This window comes from Rhodococcus rhodochrous (assembly GCF_900187265.1).
GTDB classification, from domain to species: Bacteria; Actinomycetota; Actinomycetes; order Mycobacteriales; family Mycobacteriaceae; genus Rhodococcus; species Rhodococcus rhodochrous.
Genome location: NZ_LT906450.1, coordinates 2,224,069 through 2,248,280 on the forward strand (window position 1 = coordinate 2,224,069; position 24,212 = coordinate 2,248,280).

The window sequence follows — 24,212 nt, forward strand, 5'->3', positions numbered from 1 at the left end:
AACCGAATCGTGGAACCTCAGGAACGCCCCGAAGGGGGTCAGACGGGCTCGATCAACCCGTGCCGGACCAAGCCGTGCACGAGGCCCACCGATTGCGTGAGGAGGTCGTCCTCGTCCTCGCCGTGCGCGGCCGCGAGCAGCGACACGAGATCCCCGAGCGGAAGACCGTCGGCGCGCATGCCGCCGAGCAGGGCGGCCGCGAGATCGTCCACCTCGTGCTGCCAGGCCGGACCGCCACCACGGTGCACCCGCACGACCACCTGGTCCCACCCGTCCTCACCGGGCAGGTGCACCCGCTCGAGGGCCGTATCGGGCCGCACCGCGAAACGGGCGTCGAGCACCTCGTGCGTACGCAGCCAGTCGAGGCGACGGAAGTAGTCGACCGCCTCGTCACCCAGCGCATCGGTGAACGCGTGCCGCAGATCCTCGGCCATCACGTCGGACGGCAGGTCGGTGCGGCGCAGGTAGACGAACCCGAACCCGACGCCCTCGACGCCGTGCTCCTCGAAGTGGTCGAGCCACTGCTCGGCGCGCACCGCGACCTCCGGCTCCCGCTGATCGGCGTCGCCGTCGCGCAGCCACGTCCCGACGTACAGGGCGGGATCGGCCACATCACGCTGCACGATCCAGGCGTCGACGCCGTGTGACGGCAACCACGATGCGACCCGCGCCCGCCAGTCCTCACCCTCGACGTGCACCCAGGACGCGAGCATCGCGGCGGTGCCGCCGGGATTCAGGTGCTCGGCGGCCTGCGAGATCATGAGCCGACTGGCGCCGTCGAGGTCGAGACCGGAGTCGCGGTAGCTGTGCTCGACGCGTCCCGCGCTCACCACGAACGGCGGGTTCGCGACGATGCGGTCGAAGGTCCGGCCGGCGACCGGCTCGAACCACGACCCTTCGAGAAGATCGATGTCGATCTCGTTCAGCGCGGCGCTCGCGGCGGCCAGGGTCAGGCAACGGGGATTGATGTCGGTCGCGGTGACCTCGTCCGCGTGGTCCGCGGCGCGGATGGCCTGCACCCCGCAACCGGTGCCGAGGTCGAGCACCGAACCCACCCGATCGGTGGGGGTGGCCTGCAGCAGCGACAGGGAGGCCTGACCGACGCCGAGGACGTGATCGGGCCGGGTCGGGGCGGGCCGGATCGAGCCGTCGAGATCGGACAGCACCCAGCGGCTACCGGTCCCGGCGTCGAGGGGTCGCAGGTCGAGAGCGGCCCGCACGCCGTCGCCGTCGCGTTCGACGAGCCCCGCCTGCACGGCCTGCTCCGTCGTCACCGGAGCGAGAGCCTGCGCGACCTCGTCCTCGGGGCAGGTGTCCTGGAGGAGGAACAGTCGCACGAGCACGCCGAGATCGCCCGCGCCACGCGCGATGCGCCGGGCGGGGACGGGTTCACTGCGTCCGAGGGCGGCGTGCGCCTCGGGTCCGAGCAGTTCCCGCACGGTGTCGAGGTCGTAGCGGCACCGGATCAGTGCGGTGCGCAGAGCCGGGCAGAGAGACAGGAGAAGGTCGCGGTCCACCACGACATTCTCGCAAGCGCCCCGTCGGGGGTCCCTCTCAGCCGTCGATCACATGGTGTCGGGACGACTCGATCGCCGGGGCGTCGTCGAAGCGGCCGTCCCAGCGGCTCGGTTCGTCCTTGCGGCGCGGCGGCCGGTCGTTGGCGATGAGGACGGCGATCCACGGCAGCGGGATCGACACCCCGATGATCGCCATCGAGATCCAGGGATTGGCCCATACGCCGTACGCGATCGCCGCCAGCAGCAGGGCGGGGATGCGGACCGACATGATGGTGAGGTACTTGCGAACCCGTGCTCGGTGCTGATCCTCGAGCGACGTCTCCGCCGCGGTGATCAGAACCGGGTTGTCGGGCGATCCGTTCTCGGGGGATCCGCCGAAACCGTGAGTTCTCGCCATGTCTTCCACCTTCCCACGCCGGGCCGTCGCACGCACATACGCATCCGGCCCTTCCGTGCGGCATCATGGACACGTGAGCACGGATATCAAGGAACGGCCGGATACCACCACCGACGAAACGACCGACGACGACACCCCGAAGTTCTTCCACTACGTGAAGAAGAACAAGATCGCCGAGAGTGCGGTCATGGGTACCCATGTGGTCGCGCTGTGCGGTGAGGTCTTTCCGGTGACCCGGTCGCCGAAGCCCGGCTCGCCGGTGTGCCCCGAATGCAAGAAAGTCTACGACGGTTTGCGCAAGGGCGACTGAGACACCTGGTGGAACACCCCGTCGTCCGCCGCGGCGTCGGGTGATTCCGGCGGAAGCGTCTCCACCGGCGGAAGTTCGGTCTCGGCCGGGGGAACTTCGGATCCCCCGGCCTTGTCGTCGTGCCCGGCCTTGTCGTCGTGCCCGGCCTTGTCGTCGTGCCCGGCCTTCTCGTCGCACGAGGCCGTGTCGTCGGGTGGTGTCGTGTCGTCGTGGGATGCCGCCTCCGACTCGGCGGGCTTCCCGTCGATGGGCCACGACTCGGGTTGGCGATCGCCGGGCCGGATCAGGTCGGACAGACGGATGGTCGTGGAGCCCGTCAACCGGCGGGTGAGGTTCGTCACCGGCCCGCTGTCGGGCGACGGATCACGTGCCGACTGCTCGGCGAGCCAGATCCGCCACTGCTCCAGACGTGTGGCGCGCGCCGGCCAGAACTCCTGCACCGTGGCGTTGAACTCGGCTCCGAGGACCACGGCGAAACCCAGGAAGAACGTGAACAGCAGGAACGCGATCGGTGCGGCGAGTGCGCCGTAGGTGTAGCCCGTGGCGGCGACCCACGTCAGGTACCACCTCAGGATCACGCTCGACGCGAGGAAGAACACCCCGGCCAGGACCGCGCCACCGAGCAGTCGGTGCCACGGCAGCGACTTGGGCAGCGCCACCTTGTAGAGGGTCGTCAGCCCGATCAGCAGGAGCAGGCCCACCGCGGGGAAGTAGAAGGTGTCGATGATCCGTGAGCCGACATCGAACCAGGCGTCGGGCAGCAACCTGCCGATCAGGGTGGGTCCGAGCGCGACGAGGGGCATCGTGAACACCGCCAGGATCAGGAAGACCACGTAGAGGAGCAGCCCGAAGATCCGCTGCCACACGGGGTGACGATGGTCCTGCTGGTGGTGCGCTTCGACGATGGAGTCCACGAACGTCGAGATCGCCGACGATCCTGCCCACAGCGACAACACGAAGCCCAACGACATCACGTCGGCGCGCCCCCGCCGGAGGACGTCCTCGACGGTGGGCTCGATGATCTGGTCGACCACGCTGTCGCTGAAGACCGAGCGGAGGAAGGTGACGGTCTTCGACGTGATGATCTCCACCGTGTCGGGACCGAACCAGCCACCGACGTACCCGAGGCTGCCGAGCAGACCGAGCACCAACGGCGGTAGCGAGAGGGTCTGCCAGAAGGCCGCGGTCGCCGCCTTGCTGAAGATCGAGTGGTCCCAGGCGGACGACAGGGTGTGGGTGACGACCTTCCAGCCCTTTCCGACCGCGCGGCGAACGCGGCCGGAGGATGCCTGGGCGGGGGATCGTGGTGTGTCGTTCATCTACTTCCAGAATTCCTGATGACACGCTCGCGTGCGCGCACAGGCAGGTGAGGGCCTCTCGAATTCTGCCACGCAGTCCTCGGAGAACCCGCCGACGCCGCGGCTTCGGCGGGTTCGCGGGCTCCGAGACGATAGGCTGCATGACGGTCGGCGCCCGGACGAGTGCGGTGGGACCGACCCGAGCGAAGCGGACAAGGAGCACGAGAAACCGGTGAGCACCGAAACCGTCGGACAAGCTACGACCTCCGCCCCTGTGGCCCAGCTGCGTGCCTGGCAGCGCCGCGCCCTCACCAAGTACCTCGCGACGAAGCCGCGCGACTTCCTCGCCGTCGCGACCCCCGGCGCCGGTAAGACGACCTTCGCCCTCCGGGTGGCGTCGGAGCTGCTGCGCGACCGGACGGTCGACCAGATCACCGTCGTCGCCCCCACCGAGCACCTCAAGCACCAGTGGGCGGGTGCCGCTGCCCGCATCGGCATCGCGCTCGACTCGAACTTCACGAACTCCACCGGGCAGACGTCGAGCGACTACCAGGGCGTCGTGGTCACCTACGCGCAGGTCGCCTCGCATCCGTTCAAACACCGCGTGCGCACGGAGGCGCGTCGCACCCTGGTGATCCTCGACGAGATCCACCACGGTGGCGACGCGAAGAGCTGGGGTGAGGGCATTCTCGAAGCGTTCGGGGACGCGACCCGTCGTCTGGCGCTGACCGGTACGCCCTTCCGCAGCGACGACAGTGCGATCCCGTTCGTGAGCTACGAGCCGAACGAGGACGGTCTGTTGCAGTCCAAGGCCGACCACGCCTACGGCTACGCCGACGCGCTCGCCGACGGCGTCGTGCGCCCCGTCGTGTTCCTCGCGTACTCGGGCGAGGCGCGCTGGCGCACGAGTGCGGGGGAGGAGTTCACCGCCCGGCTGGGAGAGCCTCTCAGCGCCGAGCAGACGGCTCGGGCGTGGCGGACTGCCCTCGACCCCCAGGGCGACTGGATTCCCGCGGTGCTGGGGGCGGCGAACACCAGACTGCAGCAGCTGCGTGCCGGCGGCATGCCGGACGCCGGTGGACTCGTCATCGCCACAGACCAGACCACCGCCCGGGCGTACGCGAAGATCCTCGAGGCGATCACCGGCGAGATGCCGACCGTCGTGCTCTCGGACGATCCCACCGCGTCCGACCGCATCTCGCAGTTCAGCGAGGGCAACCAGAGGTGGATGGTCGCCGTGCGCATGGTGTCCGAGGGCGTCGACGTCCCGCGACTGGCGGTGGGCGTGTACGCGACCAGCGCCTCGACCCCGTTGTTCTTCGCGCAGGCGATCGGCCGCTTCGTGCGGTCGCGGCGCAAGGGGGAGACCGCCAGCGTCTTCCTGCCGTCCGTGCCGGTGCTGCTCGAACTCGCCAGCCAGCTCGAGGCCCAGCGCGACCACATCCTCGGCAAGCCGCACCGGGTCAAGGAGGGCTTCGACGACGAGTTGCTCGCCGACGCGAACCGGCGCAAGGACGAGCCCGGCGAGGACGAGAAGGCCTACCACTCGCTCGGGGCGGACGCCGAACTCGATCAGGTCATCTACGACGGATCCTCGTTCGGCACCGCGACATTCGCCGGTTCCGACGAAGAGGCCGACTATCTGGGGCTCCCCGGTCTGCTCGACGCGGAACAGATGCGGGCGCTGCTGCGTCAGCGTCAGGAACAGCAGCTGAACAAGCCCAAGGCCGAACCGGCACCCACGCCGCCGCCCCAGGTGACCGAGCGGGTCGAGACCGCCGACACCCTCGCCCAGCTCCGTCGCGAACTCAACTCGCTCGTCGCGGTCGTCCACCACCGGACCAGGAAGCCGCACGGGGTGATCCACGGCGAACTGCGTCGCCAGTGCGGTGGTCCGCCGACGGCGATGGCGACCGCCGAGCAACTGCGCGATCGGATCGCGATCCTGCGCAGCTGGTGACGACGAGAACGGGCGACCACCGCGAAGGTGGTCGCCCGTTCGGTCGGGTCTCGGAACCGGGGTTCCGGACGGCGGATCACACGGTGGCGTCGGACTCGTTCACGATCGTCGCTCCGAGTTCACGGAGGCGGTCGGTGTGCTCGTTCGCGTGGTGCCCGCAGAACAACAGTTCTCCGCCGGTCGGAAGGACGGCGCGGACACGAGCGGCGGCATTGCACCGATCGCAGCGATCTGCAGCGGTCAACTTCGGGCTGGTCAACGTACCGGGCATGACTCCTCCAAACTGGCCACCGCTCATATCGGGTGCCGGGGTCTGGTCCGCCGCACCGGCCGGCGCGGTGGATCTACTCTGACAGACGATTCGTATTCACGTGTTGTTCCCTTGGATGCCCAATGGTGGCGTGTTTCACGCATCCAACAGCGAAAACGCTGCGACATGGCCGTTTTCCGCACCGTGTGTTCGCTCACAGCGCAGAGCCCGAGGGTGCCCGGAACGCCTCGGACGGGCTGTCCTACGCACAATGACGCCATGACCGAGACCCTGCTGCACATCATCACCCGTGACGATTGGAACCGCTTCCGGCCCCTCGGGGCGGTCGCGCCGGACTCCCTGGGAACCCAGGGTTTCGTCCACCTGTCCACGCCGCACCAGGTGCACCTGCCTGCCGACCGGTTGTACTCGGGGCGCACGGATCTCCTCCTGCTGCACGTCGACGCGACGCGCCTCGTCGACCCGCTCCGTTTCGAACCAGGCGTGCCGGAGGACCCGGAGTCCATGCGCTTCCCCCATCTCTACGGGCCGCTGCCCGTCGACGCCGTGGTGGAGGTGACGCCCTACCTGCCGGGGCCGGACGGTCGGTTCGCACCCCTCGACCGGGAGCGACCGGACGCGGTCGGGCCGGAGGACTAGTCTTTCGGCATGATCGTCGACGTGACGCCGCTGCCCGGGATCGGTGTACGCAAGGACTTCGAACTGGCCTCCGGGCGCCGCATCGGGGTGATCACCCACCGGGACGGTCACAGCGACCTCATCATCTCGAAGGCGGACGACCCCGACGCGTGTGCGGCCTCCCTCCCTCTCACCGTCGAGGAGGCGGCGACGCTCAGCAATCTGCTCGGCGCCCCACAGCTCGTCGCCCAGTTACGTGAGGACCACCGCGACCTGCCCGGGATCCTCACCCGCCAACTCCACATCCACGAGGACTCCCGCTTCGACGGAGCGGTCCTGGGCGACACCGCACTGCGCACCCGCACCGGCGTATCAGTCGTGGCGGTGATGCGTGCCGGCCAGGTCATGCCGTCCCCGACACCCGACTTCGTTCTCACAGGCGGGGACATCCTGGTGGCGGTCGGCACGGCGGACGGCCTCGACGCTGCCGCCAGGATCCTGCGCAACGGCTGATCCGGCGGTATGGACACCACGACACTCGCACTCATCGAACTGGGTGCGGTGTTCTTCGGACTCGGCGTCCTCGGCCGGCTCGCGGCGCGGATCGGCATGTCGCCGATCCCGTTCTATCTGATCGGCGGCCTGTGCTTCGGCAACGGTGGCTTCATCCAGCTCGGCGACATCGGGGCGTTCAGTCACATCGCCAGCGAGATCGGCGTGGTCCTGCTGCTGTTGCTGCTCGGTCTCGAGTACACGGCGAACGAGTTGATCAGCGGTCTGCGGCGCTCCCGGATCGGAGGCCTGATCGACCTCGCTCTGAACGCGGTGCCGGGAGCCGCCGTCGCGTTGATCCTGGGTCTCGGACCCATCGGAGCCTTCGTGCTCGCGGGTGTGACCTACATCTCGTCGTCCGGGATCGTGGCGAAGGTCCTCGCCGATCTGGGGCGCCTCGGCAACCGCGAGACACCGGTCGTCCTGTCGATCCTCGTCTTCGAGGATCTCGCGATGGCCGTCTACCTCCCGGTCCTCACGGCGATCCTGGCGGGCGTGAGTCTGCTCGGCGGCCTCGAAGCCGTCGCGATCTCGCTCGGTGTCGTCACCGTGGTGCTGGTGCTGGTGGTGCGATACGGGCGCTACGTCTCGGTCGTACTCGACAGTCCCGACCGGGAAACCCTGTTGCTCAAGCTGCTCGGCGCGGCGCTGTTGGTGGCGGGGATCGCGTCGGCCCTGCAGGTGTCCGCGGCCGTGGGCGCGTTCCTGCTGGGCATCGCCATCTCCGGTTCGACGGCACACAACGCGGTCCGGGTCCTCGAACCGCTCCGCGATCTGTTCGCCGCCATCTTCTTCGTCTTCTTCGGACTGAACACCGATCCGACGGCGATACCGCCGGTGCTCGGCTGGGCGATCCTGCTGGCTGTACTGACGGCGCTGACGAAGCTCGTCACCGGATGGATCGCGGCGGCCCAGCACGGTATCGCCGTGATGGGGCGGGCGCGCGCCGGCGCGGCACTCATCGCCCGGGGCGAGTTCTCCATCGTGATCGCCGGGCTGGCCGTCGCCTCCGGCCACGTCGACAGTCGCCTCGCGGCGATCGCGTCGGCATACGTGATGATCACCGCGGTGCTCGGTCCGGTAGCCGCGCGGGTCGTCGAACCGGTGATGCGGTTCGCGTCCGCCCGGCTCCCCGGACGCGAGGGACGACAACGTCTTCCAGGAGACGAACCGGAACTTCTCTAGCGCCCCCCGTGCCCGGAACCCCCGGGCCCGGAACGAGGAACGAGGGCCACCCGATCGGATGGCCCTCGTTCGTCCGTGAAGGATGTCAGTCGAGGTAGTCGCGCAGTACCTGCGACCGCGAGGGGTGGCGCAGCTTCGACATGGTCTTCGACTCGATCTGGCGGATGCGCTCGCGCGTCACGCCGTAGACCTGACCGATCTCGTCGAGGGTGCGCGGCTGGCCGTCGGTGAGGCCGAAGCGCAGACGCACGACGCCCGCTTCGCGCTCGGACAGGGTCTCGAGCACCGACTGCAACTGATCCTGCAGCAGGGTGAAGGAGACGGCGTCGACGGCCACGACGGCCTCGGAGTCCTCGATGAAGTCGCCGAGCTGGCTGTCGCCCTCGTCGCCGATCGTCTGGTCGAGCGAGATGGGTTCACGCGCGTACTGCTGGATCTCCAGCACCTTCTCCGGCGTGATGTCCATTTCCTTGGCGAGCTCCTCGGGCGTGGGCTCGCGGCCCAGATCCTGGAGCAGCTCGCGCTGGATACGGCCGAGCTTGTTGATGACCTCGACCATGTGCACCGGGATACGGATGGTGCGGGCCTGGTCGGCCATGGCGCGGGTGATGGCCTGACGGATCCACCAGGTCGCGTAGGTGGAGAACTTGTAACCCTTGGTGTAGTCGAACTTCTCGACCGCGCGGATCAGACCGAGGTTGCCTTCCTGGATCAGGTCCAGGAACGCCATACCGCGGCCGGTGTAGCGCTTGGCGAGCGAGACGACGAGGCGGAGGTTCGCCTCGAGCAGGTGGTTCTTGGCCCGGTTGCCGTCGCGGCAGATCCAGTTCAGATCGCGGCGCTGGGCGACGGGGAGCTTCTCGCCCTTCTCCGCCAGCTGCTGCAGCATGTGGGTCGCGTACAGACCGGCCTCGATGCGCTTGGCGAGCTCGACCTCCTCCTCGGCGTTGAGGAGGGCGACCTTGCCGATCTGCTTGAGGTAGGCGCGCACGGAGTCGGCCGAGGCGGTGAGCTCGGCGTCCTTGCGTGCCTGACGCAACGCTTCGGACTCCTCCTCGTCCCAGACGAAGTCGCCCGAGGCCTTGTCCTTCTCGCTGGGCTCGTCCTCGACCGCGACATCCTCGGCGCCGGCGAGATCACCCTCCGAGACCTCGAGGTCTGCGAGGTCCGCTTCCTCGGTGGCGTCGAAGTCCTCGTCGCCCGAACCTGCAGCCTTCGTGGCCTTCTTTGCTGCCTTCTTCGCGGTGGTCTTCTTGGCTGCCTTCTTCGCAGGAGCCTTCTTGGCGGCTGCCTTCTTCGCGGGGGCCTTCTTCGCAGCGGTCTTCTTCGCCGGCGGCTTGGCACCGGGAGCGGTGCCCTCCGCGGAGTCCGCAGCGCCTGCGACGCTCGAAGCGCCCGCAGCGGGTGCCGATTCGTTGGCGGAATCAGCGGTGTGGATGTCGGTGGCTGCCACGTACGCCCTTTCGTGACGAGGTAGTGCGGCGTCGCGCCAGAGTGATTCCGGCGGAGAGGTCTGTCGGGATGAGGGCCGGTTCCGGCCTGCTGGGGACCATTGTAACGATCCCTCGGGCGGCCGATGCGCCGGACTCAGGGAGTGACACCTGTTTTCGCAGCATATGCAGCCCCTACGATTCCCGCCGCGTTGCGCAGTTCGGCGGGGACCACCGGGGTGCGGTTGGTCAGGTGCGGGATCCACTTCTCGTGCTTGCGGCTGATGCCGCCGCCGGCGATGAACAGGTCGGGCCAGAGCAGAGCCTCGAAGCGGGTGAGGACACGGGAGACCTCCTTTGCCCACTGCTTGTACGACAGGTCGTTGCGTTCCTTGACCGACGAGGCGGCGCGGTGTTCGGCTTCCTTGCCGTCGACCTCCATGTGCCCGAACTCGGTGTTGGGCAGCAGTACACCGTTGTGCAGCACGGCCGAACCGATCCCGGTGCCGAAGGTCAGGAGGATGACCACGCCGTCGGTGTCCTTGGCGGCACCGAAGCGGTCCTCGGCGATCCCCGCGGCGTCCGCGTCGTTGAGCACCGAGACGTCCCGACCGCCGAGCACCCGCGAGAAGAGGGACCCGGCGTCGGTGCCGATCCACGACTTGTCGATGTTGGCGGCGGTGCGGGCGACGCCTCCGGTGACCACGCTCGGCAACGTCACGCCGACGGGACCCGTCCAGCCGGCCTGCTCGACGATCTGCGCCACCGTCGTCGCCACGGCCTCGGGAGTGGACGGTTGCGGAGTGAGGATCTTGATCCGGTCGCCGACCAGACGACCCGTGTCGAGATCCACCACGGCACCCTTGACGCCACTTCCCCCGATGTCGACTCCGAATCCGTGGTTGGCGGGAGTCGATCGGTCCGTGGGGACGTCCTGTGCCATTGCGTACTTCCTCTCGCTGGGTGGGGCCGGCTGCTCCGCTCGTGTGGAAACGATAATGCCCGGTGTCGCCGGGTGCGGGGTCGGTGGCGAAACCGTCGGCACTGTGTTCGGATCGGTTCGTGCACGCACAGAGAACACTCCCCGAATCCGAGTTGTCCGAACTGAGGGACGTGGCGGTGACCGTCGCACGTGAGGCCGCGTCCTACGTCCGTGCACGCCGGGTCGAACTGTTCGGTCCTCCGGGCTCGGGGGAGGCCGCCCGTGTCGGGACGAAATCGACGGCGACCGATCCCGTCACCGCCGCCGACACCGAGAGCGAGGAACTCATCCGGCGCCGGCTCGCGGAACTGCGGCCGGGCGACGCCTTCCTCGGTGAGGAGACTGGGAGCGACCACGGGACGTCGGCGGCCGCGGGCGGCGTCGTCTGGGTGGTCGATCCCATCGACGGCACGGTCAACTTCGTCTACGGACTCCCTGCCTCGGCGGTCTCGGTGGCCGCACGGGTCGACGGGCGCTCGGTGGCCGGTGCCGTCGTCGACATCGCATCGGGGGAGACGTTCTCGGCGGCAGAGGGCCTCGGTGCCCATCTGGACCTCGACGGCACGCGGGTGCCGTTGAGATGCAATCCCGTGACGGATCCGCGACTGGCGCTCGTGGCGACCGGCTTCTCGTACTCACCGGCACGGCGCGCGCGTCAGGGGCAGCTGGTGGCGGCGTTGCTACCGAGGGTGCGTGACATCCGGCGGGTAGGAGCGGCCGCCCTGGACCTGTGCATGGTCGCGGCCGGCAGGGTCGACGCCCACTACGAACACGGACTCGGTCCCTGGGACTGGGCGGCGGGGGCACTCGTCGCCGCGGAAGCCGGTGCGGTGGTGCGTGTCCCGAGCGGCACCGGGGACGACGGGGAGCTCACGGTCGCGGCCGCGCCGGGGATCGCCGCCGATTTCGAAACTCTGCTCGCCGAAATCGGAGCGCTCGACGCAATTCCGAATTGACCGATTCGTCGCATCGGGGAATTGCCGTTCGTCACCTTTTACCGCAATAGTGACGAAAAACAGGATGCACGGTCTGTGAATACGGATTCAGCAGCGGGCATTGCGTGCGGCCGTGAGCAGATCGAGGTCGAGCGGAGCCGTCTGCTCGCCCACCGGGACCTCGCGCAGCGCCCGCAGGACCTCCTCGGCGTCGGCCCCGGGAGAGATGTCCCGGAAGTAGGTCCCCAGCGCGAGATCGACCGTGTCGTCCTCGCGTGTGTCCTGCACCAGTTCGGCGCACGGGGCGAGCAACCACACCGAGGATGCGGCCGCGCGCCCGGCCTCGCCGAAGCGGATCTGCCCCTGGCACTGCATGTTCTGGTCGACGTAGACCGGATCGTTGCCGGCCTGCACGTCGGGCGGGCTCGAGAAACCGTAATCGCTCAGTTGCGCGGCCACATGCGTCGCCTGGCCGCGTTCGCCGTTGGCGTTGTAGACCCGGACCCGGGTGGCCGCCAGGGGAGCGGGTTCGACCTCGAGCAGCGTCGATCGGTCCACGACCTCGCCGAGTGGCGCCGGCTGCGGGCCTTCGGGATCGGTGGCCTCGGTCGGGGGAGCGTTGCATGCCACGGTGGTCGTGACGGGCTCGGACGAGGTGAACACGGAGGTCCACACGACGATGGTGGCGGCGGCGAGGACGGCACCCGCCACGGCGGCCGGAACCATCCGGCGCCGACGGAACGGGCGGCCGCGGTCATCGGTTGCGCTTCCTTCGGTGATCAGGGAAACCACGCGGCCCTGCCTCTCGTGTCATGCCGTGTTCGTCGCACTCACTGTAGAGGTCGCGGACGTGGTCGGTGGAACCGCCGACCCGAGGAAATGTCACGAGTCGTTGTGTTGTTGATGACGATTGCCAGACAATTTCCGGCGTTTCCGCGCATCGATTGCATATTCGTGCGTGCGGTCGGCTATTGTTCGGCGGCCGAACCGTCCAAGAAGGGACGGTGCGGCGCGAAAACAGAGTGAATTCGGGTATGCCACAGCAGTGACACACCCGTCGGGAACTCCAACGGACGGCCGTGCGTTGCCCTGGCCGGGAGCACCGTCCGTGTCCCGGCCGGCTACCGGTACGAGTACTAGAAGGTAAGAGGAAATGGCGACTGACTACGACGCACCCCGGCGGACCGACAGCGACGATGTGTCGGAGGATTCACTCGAGGAACTGAAGGCCCGGCGCAACGAGGCCCAGTCCGCGGTGGTGGACGTCGACGAATCGGATACCGCCGAGTCCTTCGAGTTGCCCGGGGCGGATCTGTCCGGAGAAGAACTGTCGGTGCGTGTCGTCCCGAAGCAGGCCGACGAGTTCACCTGCTCGAGCTGTTTCCTGGTGCATCACCGGAGCAGGCTCGCGAGCGAGGAGAACGGAGTCATGATCTGCAGGGACTGCGCCGCGTAGGCATAGGGCAGCGTGAGGACCCACGTGCGAAACGAGGCGGGGTGACGACGGTGCGCCGTGGTCACCCGCGTCTCCCTCGTGCGTGCCCCGGCGCCGCGGCAGCCTGTGCTGTCCCGGCACCCGGGGCACGGTTGTATCCGGGGTCCTACCTACCTGTCGGTCCGGCCGTCCTTGCGGCCCGACTCGTCGCAACCCAGCGCCGCGAGCAGTTCGGCAGGCCGCCGCGTGCTCACCAGCCAGTAGGGAGTCGGATCCTCCGGGTCGTCGAGCACGACGAGTGCCATGGTCCGCACCCAGGGACGGTGCTGGACGAACGCTGCCGGATCGAGCTGGCGTCCCATCGCGGCGCTCTTGGCCGATGCCGGAACCACCACACCCCGCGAGATCACGTCGACGGGCAGATGTGCGCGACCGACGACGAGTTCGCCGCCGACCACCTCGACCCGGCTGCGTGAGAGCCAGGTCAGGACCCAGATCGGGACGGGGAGCAGAAGGACGTAGGGCAGCCACGCGTACATCCCCGGGGCGCCCATGTGCAGCTCGGCCGCGAGCAGAGCGGCCACACCGAGCCCGATCGGCCACCACCACCACGGCACCCACATCCGCTCCGAGAAGGTCGGAGCGTCGGCCGTCGGAGGGGTAGTCGGTGAGGTGCGCGAGGAACGGGACACACCGTAAGGATAGTCGCCTCGGTGGGGCGGCCCGGCACGCGAGTAGTCTCGGACGACGTGACCGATCTTCCCCCGATACCGCTGCGCCGGCTCGATCCGGAGCTCCCCGTGCCCACTCGTGCCCACCCCGGTGATGCCGGTGTGGACCTGTGCACGTCGGTCGACGTGACCCTTGCCCCGGGGGAGCGGGCGCTCGTCGGCACCGGCATCGCTGTCGCGCTGCCCGTGGGCACGGTCGGCCTGATCCACCCCCGTTCGGGCCTCGCCGCCAAGTTCGGCCTGTCCGTCGTGAACACTCCCGGGACGGTCGACGCGGGCTACCGTGGAGAGATCAAGGTGTGCCTGATCAACCACGACACCGAGCGCGCCGTCGAACTCCGCCGAGGCGACCGCATCGCGCAGCTGCTCGTCCAGCGTGTCGAACTCGTCGACTTCGTCGAAGTGGACGAGCTCGACGACACCGCGCGGGGCAGCGGCGGATACGGATCGAGCGGCGGGCACGCCGGCCTCGTGAAGGAGGGTTCCTGACATGTTCGGACGACGCCGCAAGGACCGCGGGTCGAACGTCGAGACGACCGACGCGGCATCCGCCGGCGACCTCGGCGCGTACGACGGGCCCTCCGACGAGGACTACGACGAATACGCCACCGGAAGTGCGGCCGATTCCGGCCCGTACGACATCGACGAGGTCGACGAGGAGACGGTGACCGATTCCCGTCTGGACCTGGGGTCCGTGCTCGTCCCGCTGCCGGCCGGTGGCCAGATCCAGGTCGAGATGGCACCGAACGGGACGCCGCAGAACGTCCACCTTGTGACCCAGTTCGGGCGCATCACGGTCTCCGCATACGCCGCACCGAAGTCGCCGGGACAGTGGCGCGAGGTCGCGGCCGAGCTCGCAGAGACGCTGCGCAACGACAACGCCGAGGTCAGCATCGAATCGGGGCCCTGGGGGCGTGAACTCCACGGCAGGACTCCGAACGCCGATCTCCGGTTCATCGGTGTCGACGGCTTCCGCTGGATGATCCGCTGTGTCGTCGCGGCGCCATCCGGGAACGCCGGAGCCGACTCCGAACTCGTCCGGATCGCGCGGTCGGTGATCTCCGGTACCGTCGTCCGCCGCGGATCCGAGCCCCATCCGGTCCGTACGCCGCTGCCGATCGTGCTGCCCGAGGCACTCACCCGCCAGCTCGTCGCGGCGCAGCAGCAACAGGCCGCCGCTCAGCAGCAGGGCGCGGTTCCGGCGCAACCCGCTCCGCGGACGGCTCCGCCGGCGCAGCCCGCCCAACCGACGCAGCAGCAGGTCCCGCCCACCCAGCCGAGCCCGCCGCCGCGCCGGGGCGAATCCGGTTCGGCGATGCAGCAACTCGGCTTCTGAGGCCGATTCCGATCATCGTTTCGGGACGGGGGCGATCCTGTCGAGCGCGGTGAGGCACAGCCTCCCGAGCACGGAGGGATCGTCCCCGACCTGTCCGAGCGTCACCGTCGCGAGTTCCGCGTGCGGGATCTCCCGCGCCCATTGCTGCCCCACCTCGAGCGGATGGACCGCGTCGTCCACCGCGGCCGCGATACCGACCGGCACGGTCACCGATCGCAGTTCTTCGACGTCGAGTGCTCGGTACTGTGCGGCCTCGTCCAGCGCGGACGGGAGATCGGGCCACTGTGCGCTCCACGAGCGCGTCAACTCCCGTGCGAGCCAGGGCGGACTCGATGCCGTCATCGCAGCGGTGACCGCGGCGAGCCCGTGTTCGCGCAGCTCGGAGGCCGTCCACCGCGCGCTCGCGGCGGCCGGCGCCTCTCGCGGATCGCCGGTCCACGCAGGTAGGGCCGCGAGGACGCCGACGACCCGATCCGGATTGTCGAATGCCCACCTCAGGGCGACGGCCGCTCCGATCGACACCCCTCCCACGAGGATCGGTCCGTTTCCGGCCGCGTCGTCGAGTGCGGCGAGATAGCTCGCCACCACACCTCGCGGATCCGGATCGACGGCGATCGGGGTGATGCCCCGCCGTCGGAGTTCGGCGCCGAACGCCTTGTCGGCGAAGCATGCGTCCGAACCCGTGCCGGGAAGCACGACCGCGGTGCCGGCGGTCGGAGTGACCGGGGATGCGCTGTGGGACATGCGGACGATCCTGCCCCATCGGGCCCCGGAGACCGCGCTCACCTGCCCGCACAGCAGGACGAACGACAGCTGCACGCCTGTGTGCATCGTGCAACTTGTATCCGGCGAGAATGCGTCTACAGTGGCGGTCGAAGAAGAGTCCGGTGGCACGTGATCCGTGCCCCTTCCGTACAGGAGCGTGTTATGGCTTCCCCGGCCGGCTACCTGCGTCGGCTCACACGGCGGCTCACCGAGGACATCGAAGAACTCGATGCCGAGGAGATGGCCGAATCCTCGCACTCCACGGGCGCCCTACCCGTCGTCGAATGCGCCCGCGGTCAGGAAGTGACCATGTACGGACGTCTTCGCAGTGTCGAGTCGTGTTCGCGTGCTGCTGCCGCCGTCGTCGAGGCGGAGTTCTTCGACGGCACCGATTCGATCCAGCTCGTGTGGATCGGTCGTCGGCGCATCCCGGGGATCGAACCCGGGCGTACGTTGACGGTCCGCGGTCGTGTCGGCGAGCGCGGCGGACGCAAGGTGATCTACAACCCCTACTACGAGTTGCGCGAGCCCGCCTGACCCTGGCGAGCGCGAGGGGTACCCCTGGTGCATGCAGGGTCTCGTACCCCTGTGCCGGATGTGGCAGGCTCGTAGGAGTGAGCGACACCAACCAGCAGACGATGCTCGAACAACTCGGTGGGATCAGCGGGTTGATCTATTCGACGCTGCCGGTGCTGGTGTTCGTCCCCGTCAACAGCCTGTGGGGTCTCACCGTCGCCATCTGGTCCGCGCTGGGCGTCGCCCTCGCGGTCCTCGTATGGCGTCTGATCCAGCGCACCCCGATCCAGCCCGCGATCTCGGGCTTCTTCGGTGTCGCCCTGTGTGCCTTCATCGCTCATCGCACCGGCGACGCGAAGGGATACTTCCTCTTCGGGATCTACGCGAGCCTGGTCTACGGGGGCGCTTTCCTGGTGTCCGTGCTCGTCCGCAGACCGCTCGTGGGTGTGATCTGGGGGATGCTCAACGGCCAGGGATCGCGGTGGCGCTCGCATCCCACCGCGGTACGCGCATACGACGTCGCGACCCTCGCGTGGACCCTGGTCTTCCTCGGCCGCTATCTCGTGCAGAACCACCTCTACGACGAGGACCGCACCGGCTGGCTCGCGGTGGCGCGGATCGGTATGGGCTGGCCGCTGACCGCGCTTGCCCTGCTCGTGACACTCTGGGCGGTCCGGCGCGCCGACCGCATCGTCGAACCCCCGCCTGCGGCGACGGCCGACGACGCATCGGTCGACGACGCACCTACCGATGATCCTGGGGCGGACGAGGCGCGGTCCGAAAAACCCCGCGACGAACACGGCGCGCACGACGAGCAGCGATTCCCCGGTCGGCACAGACTCCACGACTAGTCGGTACAAGCTCTGCGACCAGTAGGTACTGCCTCCGCGACTAGCGGTTCACCGCCTGCCGGAGATCGTCCTCGACGTCCTCCGCCGTGACGAACAGCAGTTCGTCCCCGCCCTCGAGCGGATCGTCCGGCTGCGGGACGATCACACGCCCGCCGCGCAGGATCGCCACCAGCGTCGTATCGCGCGGCAGTTCCAGTTTCCGAACCGGTTTCCCGGCGAGAGCGGTGGTGTCGCGCAGAGTGATCTCCACCAGGTTCGCACCCTTGCGGAGCGTCATCAGCCGCACCAGATCGCCCACGGTGACGGCCTCCTCGACGAGCGCTGCGAGCATGCGCGGCGTGGACACCGCGACGTCCACACCCCACGATTCGTCGAACAACCACTCGTTGCGGGGATCGTTGACGCGGGCCACGACCCGCGGGACACCGAACTCGGTGGTCGCCAGCAGACTGAGGACCAGATTGGCCTTGTCGTCGCCCGTCGCCGCGATCACGACGTCGTACTGCTCGAGTCCGGTGGATTCGAGCGAGCTGAGTTCGCAGGCGTCGGCGTGGACCCACGTCGCGTCCGGCACGGACTCGGGTTCGACGTGGTCGAGCTTGCGTTCGATGAGCATCACCTCGTGGGCGTTGCGCAGCAGTTCCCGCGCTATCGAGCGCCCCACCGCGCCGGCGCCGGCGATCGCCACCTTCATGTGGGCTTCCTCTCGGGTGGACGGGTCAGTTCTCGTCGACCGGCGGGTTCTCGGCGCGCGTGATCGCCTCCGAGACCGAACCGGACACGGCCGCGATGTAGACGGAATCGTCGGCCTGCAGCACGGTCCTGCGGTCGGGCAGCAGCCCGGTGCCGAACCGGATCAGGAACGCGACGCGCGAACCCGTGGCCTCCTCGAGGTCGGTGACGCGTCGTCCGACCCATCCCTCGTGCACGTTCACCTCGGCGATGGCGACGGATCCGGTGGGGTCGCGCCAGCGGGCGGTCTCGCTGTCGTGCGTGAGCGCATGCAGGAAACGGTCGGTGGTCCACGGCACGGTCGCCACGGTGGGGATGCCGAGCCGCTCGTACGCCGCGGCCCGCTTGGCGTCGTAGATCCTCGCGACGACGCGTTCGACGCCGAAGGTCTCGCGGGCCACGCGCGTCGAGATGATGTTCGAGTTGTCGCCGGACGAGACCGCCGCGAAGGCGTCGGCTCGTTCGATGCCGGCGGAGATCAGAACTTCGCGGTCGAAGCCCATGCCGAGCACGGTGTGCCCGGGGAAATCGGGACCGAGTCGTCCGAACGCGCTCTCGTCGCGGTCGATGACCGCGACCTCGTGACCGAGCCGGACGAGAGCGGTGGCCACCGCCGAACCGACCCGACCGCACCCCATCACCACCACGTACACCCGTGGACTCCGTTCCGGTCGATCTTTCCGAGACGGACCGCAGCGGACCGCCGATCCGAACGGTACCGCGTGACGATCTTCGACAGGTCGTGACCCGGCCGAGGGGTACTTCGGGGCCGGAACCGCATAGGCTTTGCGCGTGTCCAAGCTTTCCACCGCGGCTAAGCGGCTCGTGCTGGGTCGTCCCTTCCGCAGCGACACTCTCGGGCACGAGTTGCTGCCCAAGCGCACCGCACTGCCCGTCTTCGCCTCCGACGCGCTGTCGTCGGTCGCCTACGCACCCGAGGAGATCTTCCTCGTCCTCTCCGTTGCGGGGCTGTCCGCTTATGCCTTCTCCCCGTGGATCGGTCTCGCGGTCGCCTTCGTGCTCGTGATCGTGATCGCCGGTTACCGCCAGACCGTGCGCGCCTATCCGTCCGGCGGTGGCGACTACGAGGTGGCCACGAAGAATCTCGGCCCCACTGCAGGACTGACCGTGGGCAGTGCGCTGCTCGTCGACTACGTCCTGACGGTCGCGGTGTCGCTGTCGTCCGCGGCGGCGACGGTCGGATCGGCCGTCCCGTTCGTCGCCCGGCACAAGGTGCTCTTCGTCGTCGTCGCGATCGCGTTGCTGACCGCGGTGAACCTGCGCGGGCTCCGGCGCGCCGGCCGGGCGTTCGCCGTCCTCACCTACACATTCGTGGGCTGCATGCTGGTGATGCTCGGGGCCGGACTGTTCCGGATCTTCGTCCTGGGCGACGATCTGCGTGCGGAGTCGGCGGACTTCGAACTCGTCGCCGAGCAGACGGATCTGACCGCGCTCGCTTTCGTCCTCCTGCTCGCGCGCGCCTTCTCGTCCGGTTGCGCGGCGCTGACGGGTGTCGAGGCGATCAGTACGGGTGTGCCGGCCTTCCGGAAGCCGAAGGCGCGCAATGCCGCGACGACCCTGCTGGTGCTCGGCGGTATCGCCGTCACGTTGTTCCTCGGGGTGGTCTTCCTCGCCGAGCGGCTCGGTGTGGTGGTGGCCGAGCATCCCGCCACCCAGCTGCGGGGTGCACCCGAGGGCTACGAGCAGAAGACGCTGCTCTCCCAGTTGGCGCACACCGTCTTCGACGGGGTGCCGGTCGCGTTCGTGCTGATCACGATCGTCACCGCCGTGATCCTCGTGCTCGCCGCCAACACGGCCTTCAACGGATTCCCGGTGCTCGGTTCGGTTCTCGCGCAGAACCGCTACCTGCCGCGTCAGTTCCACACCCGCGGCGACCGGCTCGCCTTCAGCAACGGCATCCTCTTCCTCGCCGGGATCGCCATCGTCTTCGTGTGGGTCTTCGAGGCCGAGGTCACCCGGCTCATCCAGTTGTACATCGTGGGTGTGTTCGTCGCGTTCAGCCTGGGGCAGGCCGGCATGGTGCGTCACTGGACGCGGGAACTGGGCACGGAGACGGATCCGTCGGCGCGGGGCCGCATGGTGCGGTCGCGGTGGATCAACGGCGTCGGATGCGTCTCCACGTCGGTGGTGCTGCTGGTCGTGCTGACGGGCAAGTTCGCCGCCGGGGCGTGGATCGCGGTGGTGACCATGATCGTCGCGTTCGTGCTCATGAAGGCGATCCGGCACCACTACGACACGGTCGCTGCGGAACTCGAGAGGGCGGACTGGGACGGTGTGCTGCCCAGCCGCACCCATTCGATCGTGCTCGTCTCGACCCTGCACCTGCCCACGATGCGCGCCCTCGCCTACGCCCGGGCGACCCGCCCCGACACCCTCGAGGCGATCACCGTGAACGTCGACGACGAGAGCACGCGGCGTCTCGTACTCGAGTGGGAGAAGAGTGATCTGACCGTGCCGTTGAAGGTCGTCGAGTCGCCCTACCGGGAGATCACGCGGCCCGTCCTCGACTACGTCCGTCGCGTGCGGCGCGATTCTCCCCGCGACGTCGTGACCGTCTTCATCCCCGAATACGTGGTGGGGCACTGGTGGGAGCAACTGCTCCACAACCAGAGTGCCCTGCGGCTCAAGAGCCGGCTCCTCTTCCAGCCGGGGGTGATGGTGACGAGCGTGCCCTGGCAGCTGCGCTCGTCCGCGGACGCCGGCGCGGTGGGGCGGGCCACCCCGAACGGACAGGATCGACAGTTCGACAACGAGGAGGAACCGCGGTGAATCGTCAGGCACACCCGCGCACGGATTGGTCCGGCCGGAGGATCGAGGTGGTCCTCGGCAACCCCGCCCACGGTGGTGCGTGTGTCGCGCGGTTCGAGGGACGCGTCGTGTTCGTGCGGCACGGACTGCCGGGGGAGCGGGTCTTCGCTCGCGTGACCGAGGACCGGGGCGGGTCGTTCTGCTTCGCCGACGTGGAGGACGTGCTCGAGGCGTCCGAGGACCGCGTCGATCGGGTGTGCCCGATCTCCGGTCCGGGAGGAGCGGGTTGCTGCGACCTCTCGCACATGACCGTCGAGGCGCAACGCCGGTTCACGGGTGCGGTGGTGGCCGAGCAACTGCGCCGGCTCGGTGGGGTGGACCGGGAGGTGACCGTCGAGGAGGTGCCGGGTGGTGCGTCCAACGGCACCCTGTGGCGCACCCGGGTCCGGCTCGCGGTGGACGTGGTGGGGAACCCGGGATACCGCCGGTATCGCAGCAACGAGGTCGTCCCGGAACTGGCGTGCCCGCAGATCGATCCGCACGCCTACGTCGGTCTCGCCGATCGTGTGTGGCAGCCCGGAGCGGAGCTGCAGGTCGTGCTCGACGCGGACGGCCGCCGGCACGTGGTGGAGATCGCACCTCCCGTTCTCTCGGGTGGTGCCCGACGGCAGGGCCGGCGTGGCGCTGCGTCGCGTCGGGCGGCGGTGAACGCGCCCCGGCCGGAGAAGGTGATCGAAGGCCCGGGACGTGTGGTCGAGCGGGTCGGCGAGCGCGAATGGCGGTTGGCGCCGACCGGTTTCTGGCAGGCCCATCGCGGCGCTGCGTCGACCTATTCGGCGGCGGTGGCCGACTGGGCGCAGGCATCGGAAGGCGCGACGGCGTGGGATCTGTACGGCGGAGTGGGGGTCTTCGCGGCCGTGCTCGCCGAGCAGGTCGGTCCGTCCGGTCGGGTGGTGTCGGTGGAGTCGTCGAAGACCGCCGTCGACGACGGGATCGAGGCGCTCGCCGACCTCGGTCAGGTGTCCTTCCGTCACGGGCGCGTGGAGCGGGTGATCCCCGATCTGCCGGCTCCCGAGGTGGTCGTCCTCGACCCGCCCCGCGCGGGGGCGGGCAGGGACGTGGTGGCCGCCGTGGCCGCAGCGGGACCGCGCCGGATCGTCCATGTGGGCTGCGATCCCGCGTCCTTCGGCCGTGATGTGGGTCTGTACCGGGATCACGGATTCGAGTTGGCGGACGTCCGGGCCTTCGCGGCGTTCCCCTCCACCCATCACGTGGAATGCATCGGTCTGTTCACCCGTTGAACCGGTTCCCGTCGCACCTCTCGGGGGGTGTGACGGGGATCGCATCCGGGTGGTCGGTGTGACATGAGAAAGAGATTGCTTGTAGTACGCAACTAATCTGTATAGTTGCATGACGTAATCAATTAGTTCATTCCGACGGAGGTTCGCTGTGCCGGAAAAGGCTCAGGCCCACGAACTCGCCGACGCCATCTTCATGTTCGGTCGCACGCTGCGTGGTGCACTCGTGCACCACGACACCGATGTGCTTCCTTCCGCGCTCGTCGCGGTGCTGTTCGTGCTCGCGCGGATGGGGGAGTGCCGCCCCAGCGAGCTCGCCGTCGAAATGTGCGTCAGCCAGTCGTCGTTGAGCAGACAGATCGCCGAACTCGTCGAGCGCGGCCTCGTGGATCGACATCCCGATCCCGACGATCGTCGCGCTCACCGGGTGAGTTGTTCGGTCGCGGGTATCGAGATCCTCGAACTCGTGAAGAAGCGCCGGACCGAACGGCTCTCCGCAGAACTCGCGGACTGGCACGAGGACGAGATCGCGGGCGCCATCACGACGCTCGAACGTCTCACCTCGTCCCTGGCTCCGCTCGTCATCGATACTCGAAGGACCAATTCATGACCACAGTCTCCGGATCGGGAGCGCAGCCGGATGCTCCGGCAGCCGAGGAGCAGATGACGCACCGCGAGATCCTCGTCGTGCTGTCGGGCCTCCTCGCGGCTCTCTTCACGGCGCTGCTGAGCAGCACCATCGTCTCGACCGCTCTGCCGACGATCATCGCGGATCTGAACGGCACCCAGACCCAGTACGCCTGGGTCATCACCACGGCGCTGCTCGCGAACGCCGCGTCGACGCCCATCTGGGGCAAGTTCGCCGACCTGTTCAACAAGAAGCTGCTCGTCCAGCTCGGGATCCTGGTCTTCGTGATCGGCTCGGTGCTGGCCGGTATCGCGCACAACGTGCCGGTCCTGCTCGCCGCCCGCGTGATCCAGGGCATCGGCATGGGCGGTCTGACCGCTCTCGTCGTCGCGATCATCGGCAGCATCATCCCGCCCCGTCAGCGTGGCCGGTACTCCGGTTACATGGGCGCCGTCATGGCCGTCGCGATGTCGGGCGGACCCGTGCTCGGTGGTGTCATCGTCGACCTCCTCGGCTGGCGCTGGTGCTTCTACGTCTGCGTGCCGATCGCGGTCGTCGCGCTGATCCTGCTGCAGCGCACGCTGCACGTCGCGACCGTCCGCAAGGAGAACGTGAGCATCGACTGGTTCGGTGCCACGCTCATCACCGCTGCCGTGAGTGTCCTGCTCGTCTGGGTCTCCTTCGCCGGTAAGGCCGACTACTACGAGTGGTTCTCGGTCGAGTCCGCCCTCTACGTCGGTGCCGGCATCGTCCTGCTCGTCGCGACGCTGATCGTCGAGTCCAAGGTCGCCGATCCGATCATCCCGCTGAAGATCGTCACCGAACGCACCACCGGCCTCGCGATCATCGCGTCCGTGGCAGTCGGTATCGGCCTGTTCGGTGCCACCACCTTCCTCGGTCAGTACTTCCAGACCTCGCGGGCCTACAGCCCGACGGTCGCCGGTCTGCTCACCATCCCGATGGTCGCCGGCACGCTCGTCTCGTCGATGCTCTCCGGTCAGCTCATCACGCGCTTCGGCAAGTGGAAGGGCTTCCTGATCGGCGGCGCGATCCTGCAGATGGTCGGCTTCGGCCTGCTCGGCACCGTCGACCACCTCACCTCGCTCACGCTGATCAGCGTGTACATCGCGATCGTGGGGCTGGGCACCGGCATGCTGATGCAGAACCTCGTCCTCGCCGTGCAGAACACCGTCAGCGTGCGCAACATCGGCGCCGCGAGCAGCTCGGTCGCCTTCTTCCGTACCTTCGGCGGCGCGATCGGTGTGTCGGTGCTCGGTTCGATCCTCGCGTCCCGTGTCGCGACGATCTCCGCCGACGGCCTCGCGAAGCTCGGTGTCGACACCTCCGGCGGTGGATCGGGCGGAACCCTCGACTTCTCCCAGCTTCCCGAACCGGTGGCGGAAGTCATCCGTGCCGCCTACGGCGACGCGACGGCGACGCTCTTCCTCGTAGCGGCGGCGTTCGCGGTCGTTACCCTGGTGGCAGTGGTGCTGATTCCGAACCAGGCGTTGCGCACCACCATCGACCTCGTCGAGGAGAAGTCGCCGGCCGATCGCGCCGACATCTCCTCGTGAGGGTGACCTCGCTCACCGGCGGACGATCCGTCCGCCGGTGACCAGGAGATCACGCGGAAGCGAGTCGGTGGCGGGAGACGCTCCGTTCCTGCGCTCCGTAGACTGAGGAAATCACTCGCGCG

General features: G+C 68.6%; 26 protein-coding genes. 15 read left to right on the plus strand and 11 right to left on the minus strand.

The window, feature by feature from the left end; all coding sequences use genetic code 11:
- Positions 1-38: 38 nt before the first annotated feature.
- Positions 39-1,517 carry a DUF7782 domain-containing protein gene (locus CKW34_RS10150; protein WP_059381274.1) on the minus strand — a complete coding sequence of 493 codons (1,479 nt, stop codon included), beginning with the start codon at positions 1,515-1,517 and terminating at the stop codon, positions 39-41.
- Positions 1,518-1,554: 37 nt separating this feature from the next.
- Positions 1,555-1,914 (minus strand): DUF3099 domain-containing protein, encoded by a 360-nt coding sequence (locus CKW34_RS10155; RefSeq protein WP_059381275.1) that lies wholly within the window; start codon positions 1,912-1,914, stop codon positions 1,555-1,557.
- 73 nt (positions 1,915-1,987) lie between these two features.
- Between CKW34_RS10155 and CKW34_RS10160 the strand changes: the two genes are divergently transcribed.
- Complete coding sequence (locus tag CKW34_RS10160) at positions 1,988-2,224, plus strand: DUF3039 domain-containing protein (RefSeq protein ID WP_006551335.1); 237 nt, start codon at positions 1,988-1,990, stop codon at positions 2,222-2,224.
- On the opposite strand, the gene CKW34_RS10165 is transcribed toward CKW34_RS10160, so the two are convergent.
- Positions 2,197-3,543, minus strand: coding sequence for a YihY/virulence factor BrkB family protein (locus tag CKW34_RS10165; RefSeq protein WP_059381276.1), 1,347 nt, complete (start codon positions 3,541-3,543; stop codon positions 2,197-2,199). The genes CKW34_RS10160 and CKW34_RS10165 overlap by 28 nt on opposite strands.
- Before the next feature lie 211 nt (positions 3,544-3,754).
- Here CKW34_RS10165 and CKW34_RS10170 point away from each other — a divergent pair, with 211 nt between their 5' ends.
- A complete protein-coding gene (locus CKW34_RS10170; RefSeq protein ID WP_059381277.1) occupies positions 3,755-5,482 on the plus strand; it encodes a DEAD/DEAH box helicase in 1,728 nt (575 codons plus the stop codon).
- A gap of 76 nt (positions 5,483-5,558) precedes the next feature.
- On the opposite strand, the gene CKW34_RS10175 is transcribed toward CKW34_RS10170, so the two are convergent.
- On the minus strand, positions 5,559-5,753 hold the full coding sequence (locus CKW34_RS10175; protein WP_059381278.1) for a DUF7455 domain-containing protein: 195 nt from the start codon (positions 5,751-5,753) through the stop codon (positions 5,559-5,561).
- Between the two features lie 258 nt (positions 5,754-6,011).
- Here CKW34_RS10175 and CKW34_RS10180 point away from each other — a divergent pair, with 258 nt between their 5' ends.
- From CKW34_RS10180 to CKW34_RS10190, 3 genes are read left to right on the plus strand one after another with little or no spacing between them, the layout of a single operon-like run.
- Positions 6,012-6,392, plus strand: a complete 381-nt coding sequence (locus CKW34_RS10180; protein ID WP_059381279.1) for a DUF952 domain-containing protein — start codon at positions 6,012-6,014, stop codon at positions 6,390-6,392.
- A gap of 9 nt (positions 6,393-6,401) precedes the next feature.
- Positions 6,402-6,884, plus strand: coding sequence for a cation:proton antiporter regulatory subunit (locus CKW34_RS10185; protein WP_059381280.1), 483 nt, complete (start codon positions 6,402-6,404; stop codon positions 6,882-6,884).
- 9 nt (positions 6,885-6,893) lie between these two features.
- Complete coding sequence (locus tag CKW34_RS10190; RefSeq protein WP_059381281.1) at positions 6,894-8,108, plus strand: cation:proton antiporter; 1,215 nt, start codon at positions 6,894-6,896, stop codon at positions 8,106-8,108.
- Between the two features lie 85 nt (positions 8,109-8,193).
- Here the strand turns inward: CKW34_RS10190 and CKW34_RS10195 are convergent, their stop codons facing one another.
- Both CKW34_RS10195 and ppgK read right to left on the minus strand, forming a co-directional pair.
- The gene (locus tag CKW34_RS10195) at positions 8,194-9,561 is read right to left on the minus strand and encodes an RNA polymerase sigma factor (protein ID WP_059381282.1); all 1,368 of its coding nucleotides are present in this window, start codon (positions 9,559-9,561) and stop codon (positions 8,194-8,196) included.
- A 134-nt stretch (positions 9,562-9,695) separates the two neighbouring features.
- Positions 9,696-10,481 (minus strand): polyphosphate--glucose phosphotransferase, encoded by a 786-nt coding sequence (gene ppgK / locus CKW34_RS10200; RefSeq protein WP_059381283.1) that lies wholly within the window; start codon positions 10,479-10,481, stop codon positions 9,696-9,698.
- A gap of 101 nt (positions 10,482-10,582) precedes the next feature.
- Between ppgK and CKW34_RS10205 the strand changes: the two genes are divergently transcribed.
- The gene (locus CKW34_RS10205) at positions 10,583-11,476 is read left to right on the plus strand and encodes an inositol monophosphatase family protein (protein ID WP_059381496.1); all 894 of its coding nucleotides are present in this window, start codon (positions 10,583-10,585) and stop codon (positions 11,474-11,476) included.
- Between the two features lie 87 nt (positions 11,477-11,563).
- On the opposite strand, the gene cei is transcribed toward CKW34_RS10205, so the two are convergent.
- Complete coding sequence (cei, locus tag CKW34_RS10210; RefSeq protein ID WP_059381284.1) at positions 11,564-12,247, minus strand: envelope integrity protein Cei; 684 nt, start codon at positions 12,245-12,247, stop codon at positions 11,564-11,566.
- A 361-nt stretch (positions 12,248-12,608) separates the two neighbouring features.
- On the opposite strand from cei, the gene CKW34_RS10215 reads away from it, so the two are divergent.
- Positions 12,609-12,911, plus strand: a complete 303-nt coding sequence (locus CKW34_RS10215) for a DUF4193 domain-containing protein (protein ID WP_006551346.1) — start codon at positions 12,609-12,611, stop codon at positions 12,909-12,911.
- Positions 12,912-13,060: 149 nt separating this feature from the next.
- Here CKW34_RS10215 and CKW34_RS10220 read toward each other — a convergent pair whose 3' ends face one another.
- Positions 13,061-13,513: a DUF3093 domain-containing protein gene (locus CKW34_RS10220; protein ID WP_059381285.1), complete on the minus strand. Its 453-nt coding sequence runs from the start codon at positions 13,511-13,513 to the stop codon at positions 13,061-13,063.
- A 126-nt stretch (positions 13,514-13,639) separates the two neighbouring features.
- Between CKW34_RS10220 and dut the strand changes: the two genes are divergently transcribed.
- Together dut and CKW34_RS10230 are read left to right on the plus strand one after the other, a co-directional pair.
- Complete coding sequence (dut, locus tag CKW34_RS10225; RefSeq protein WP_059381286.1) at positions 13,640-14,110, plus strand: dUTP diphosphatase; 471 nt, start codon at positions 13,640-13,642, stop codon at positions 14,108-14,110.
- Between the two features lies 1 nt (position 14,111).
- Complete coding sequence (locus CKW34_RS10230) at positions 14,112-14,957, plus strand: DUF3710 domain-containing protein (protein ID WP_059381287.1); 846 nt, start codon at positions 14,112-14,114, stop codon at positions 14,955-14,957.
- A gap of 12 nt (positions 14,958-14,969) precedes the next feature.
- On the opposite strand, the gene CKW34_RS10235 is transcribed toward CKW34_RS10230, so the two are convergent.
- Positions 14,970-15,701: an alpha/beta fold hydrolase gene (locus CKW34_RS10235; RefSeq protein WP_179161700.1), complete on the minus strand. Its 732-nt coding sequence runs from the start codon at positions 15,699-15,701 to the stop codon at positions 14,970-14,972.
- A 183-nt stretch (positions 15,702-15,884) separates the two neighbouring features.
- Here CKW34_RS10235 and CKW34_RS10240 point away from each other — a divergent pair, with 183 nt between their 5' ends.
- Together CKW34_RS10240 and CKW34_RS10245 are read left to right on the plus strand one after the other, a co-directional pair.
- Positions 15,885-16,259 (plus strand): DNA-binding protein, encoded by a 375-nt coding sequence (locus CKW34_RS10240; protein WP_059381289.1) that lies wholly within the window; start codon positions 15,885-15,887, stop codon positions 16,257-16,259.
- A gap of 77 nt (positions 16,260-16,336) precedes the next feature.
- Complete coding sequence (locus tag CKW34_RS10245) at positions 16,337-17,089, plus strand: DUF3159 domain-containing protein (RefSeq protein ID WP_059381290.1); 753 nt, start codon at positions 16,337-16,339, stop codon at positions 17,087-17,089.
- Positions 17,090-17,129: 40 nt separating this feature from the next.
- Here CKW34_RS10245 and CKW34_RS10250 read toward each other — a convergent pair whose 3' ends face one another.
- Positions 17,130-17,783, minus strand: a complete 654-nt coding sequence (locus tag CKW34_RS10250) for a potassium channel family protein (RefSeq protein WP_059381291.1) — start codon at positions 17,781-17,783, stop codon at positions 17,130-17,132.
- A gap of 25 nt (positions 17,784-17,808) precedes the next feature.
- Positions 17,809-18,474, minus strand: coding sequence for a potassium channel family protein (locus CKW34_RS10255; RefSeq protein ID WP_059381292.1), 666 nt, complete (start codon positions 18,472-18,474; stop codon positions 17,809-17,811).
- Between the two features lie 139 nt (positions 18,475-18,613).
- Here CKW34_RS10255 and CKW34_RS10260 point away from each other — a divergent pair, with 139 nt between their 5' ends.
- From CKW34_RS10260 to CKW34_RS10275, 4 genes are all read left to right on the plus strand, one after another.
- Positions 18,614-20,611: an APC family permease gene (locus tag CKW34_RS10260; RefSeq protein ID WP_059381293.1), complete on the plus strand. Its 1,998-nt coding sequence runs from the start codon at positions 18,614-18,616 to the stop codon at positions 20,609-20,611.
- Entirely contained in the window at positions 20,608-21,891 is a 1,284-nt protein-coding gene (locus CKW34_RS10265; RefSeq protein ID WP_059381294.1) for a class I SAM-dependent RNA methyltransferase, read from the plus strand. The genes CKW34_RS10260 and CKW34_RS10265 overlap by 4 nt, the downstream gene beginning before the upstream one ends.
- A 148-nt stretch (positions 21,892-22,039) precedes the next feature.
- Positions 22,040-22,498, plus strand: a complete 459-nt coding sequence (locus tag CKW34_RS10270) for a MarR family winged helix-turn-helix transcriptional regulator (RefSeq protein WP_059381295.1) — start codon at positions 22,040-22,042, stop codon at positions 22,496-22,498.
- The gene (locus tag CKW34_RS10275) at positions 22,495-24,090 is read left to right on the plus strand and encodes an MDR family MFS transporter (RefSeq protein ID WP_059381296.1); all 1,596 of its coding nucleotides are present in this window, start codon (positions 22,495-22,497) and stop codon (positions 24,088-24,090) included. The genes CKW34_RS10270 and CKW34_RS10275 overlap by 4 nt, the downstream gene beginning before the upstream one ends.
- The last annotated feature ends 122 nt before the right edge of the window (positions 24,091-24,212 follow it).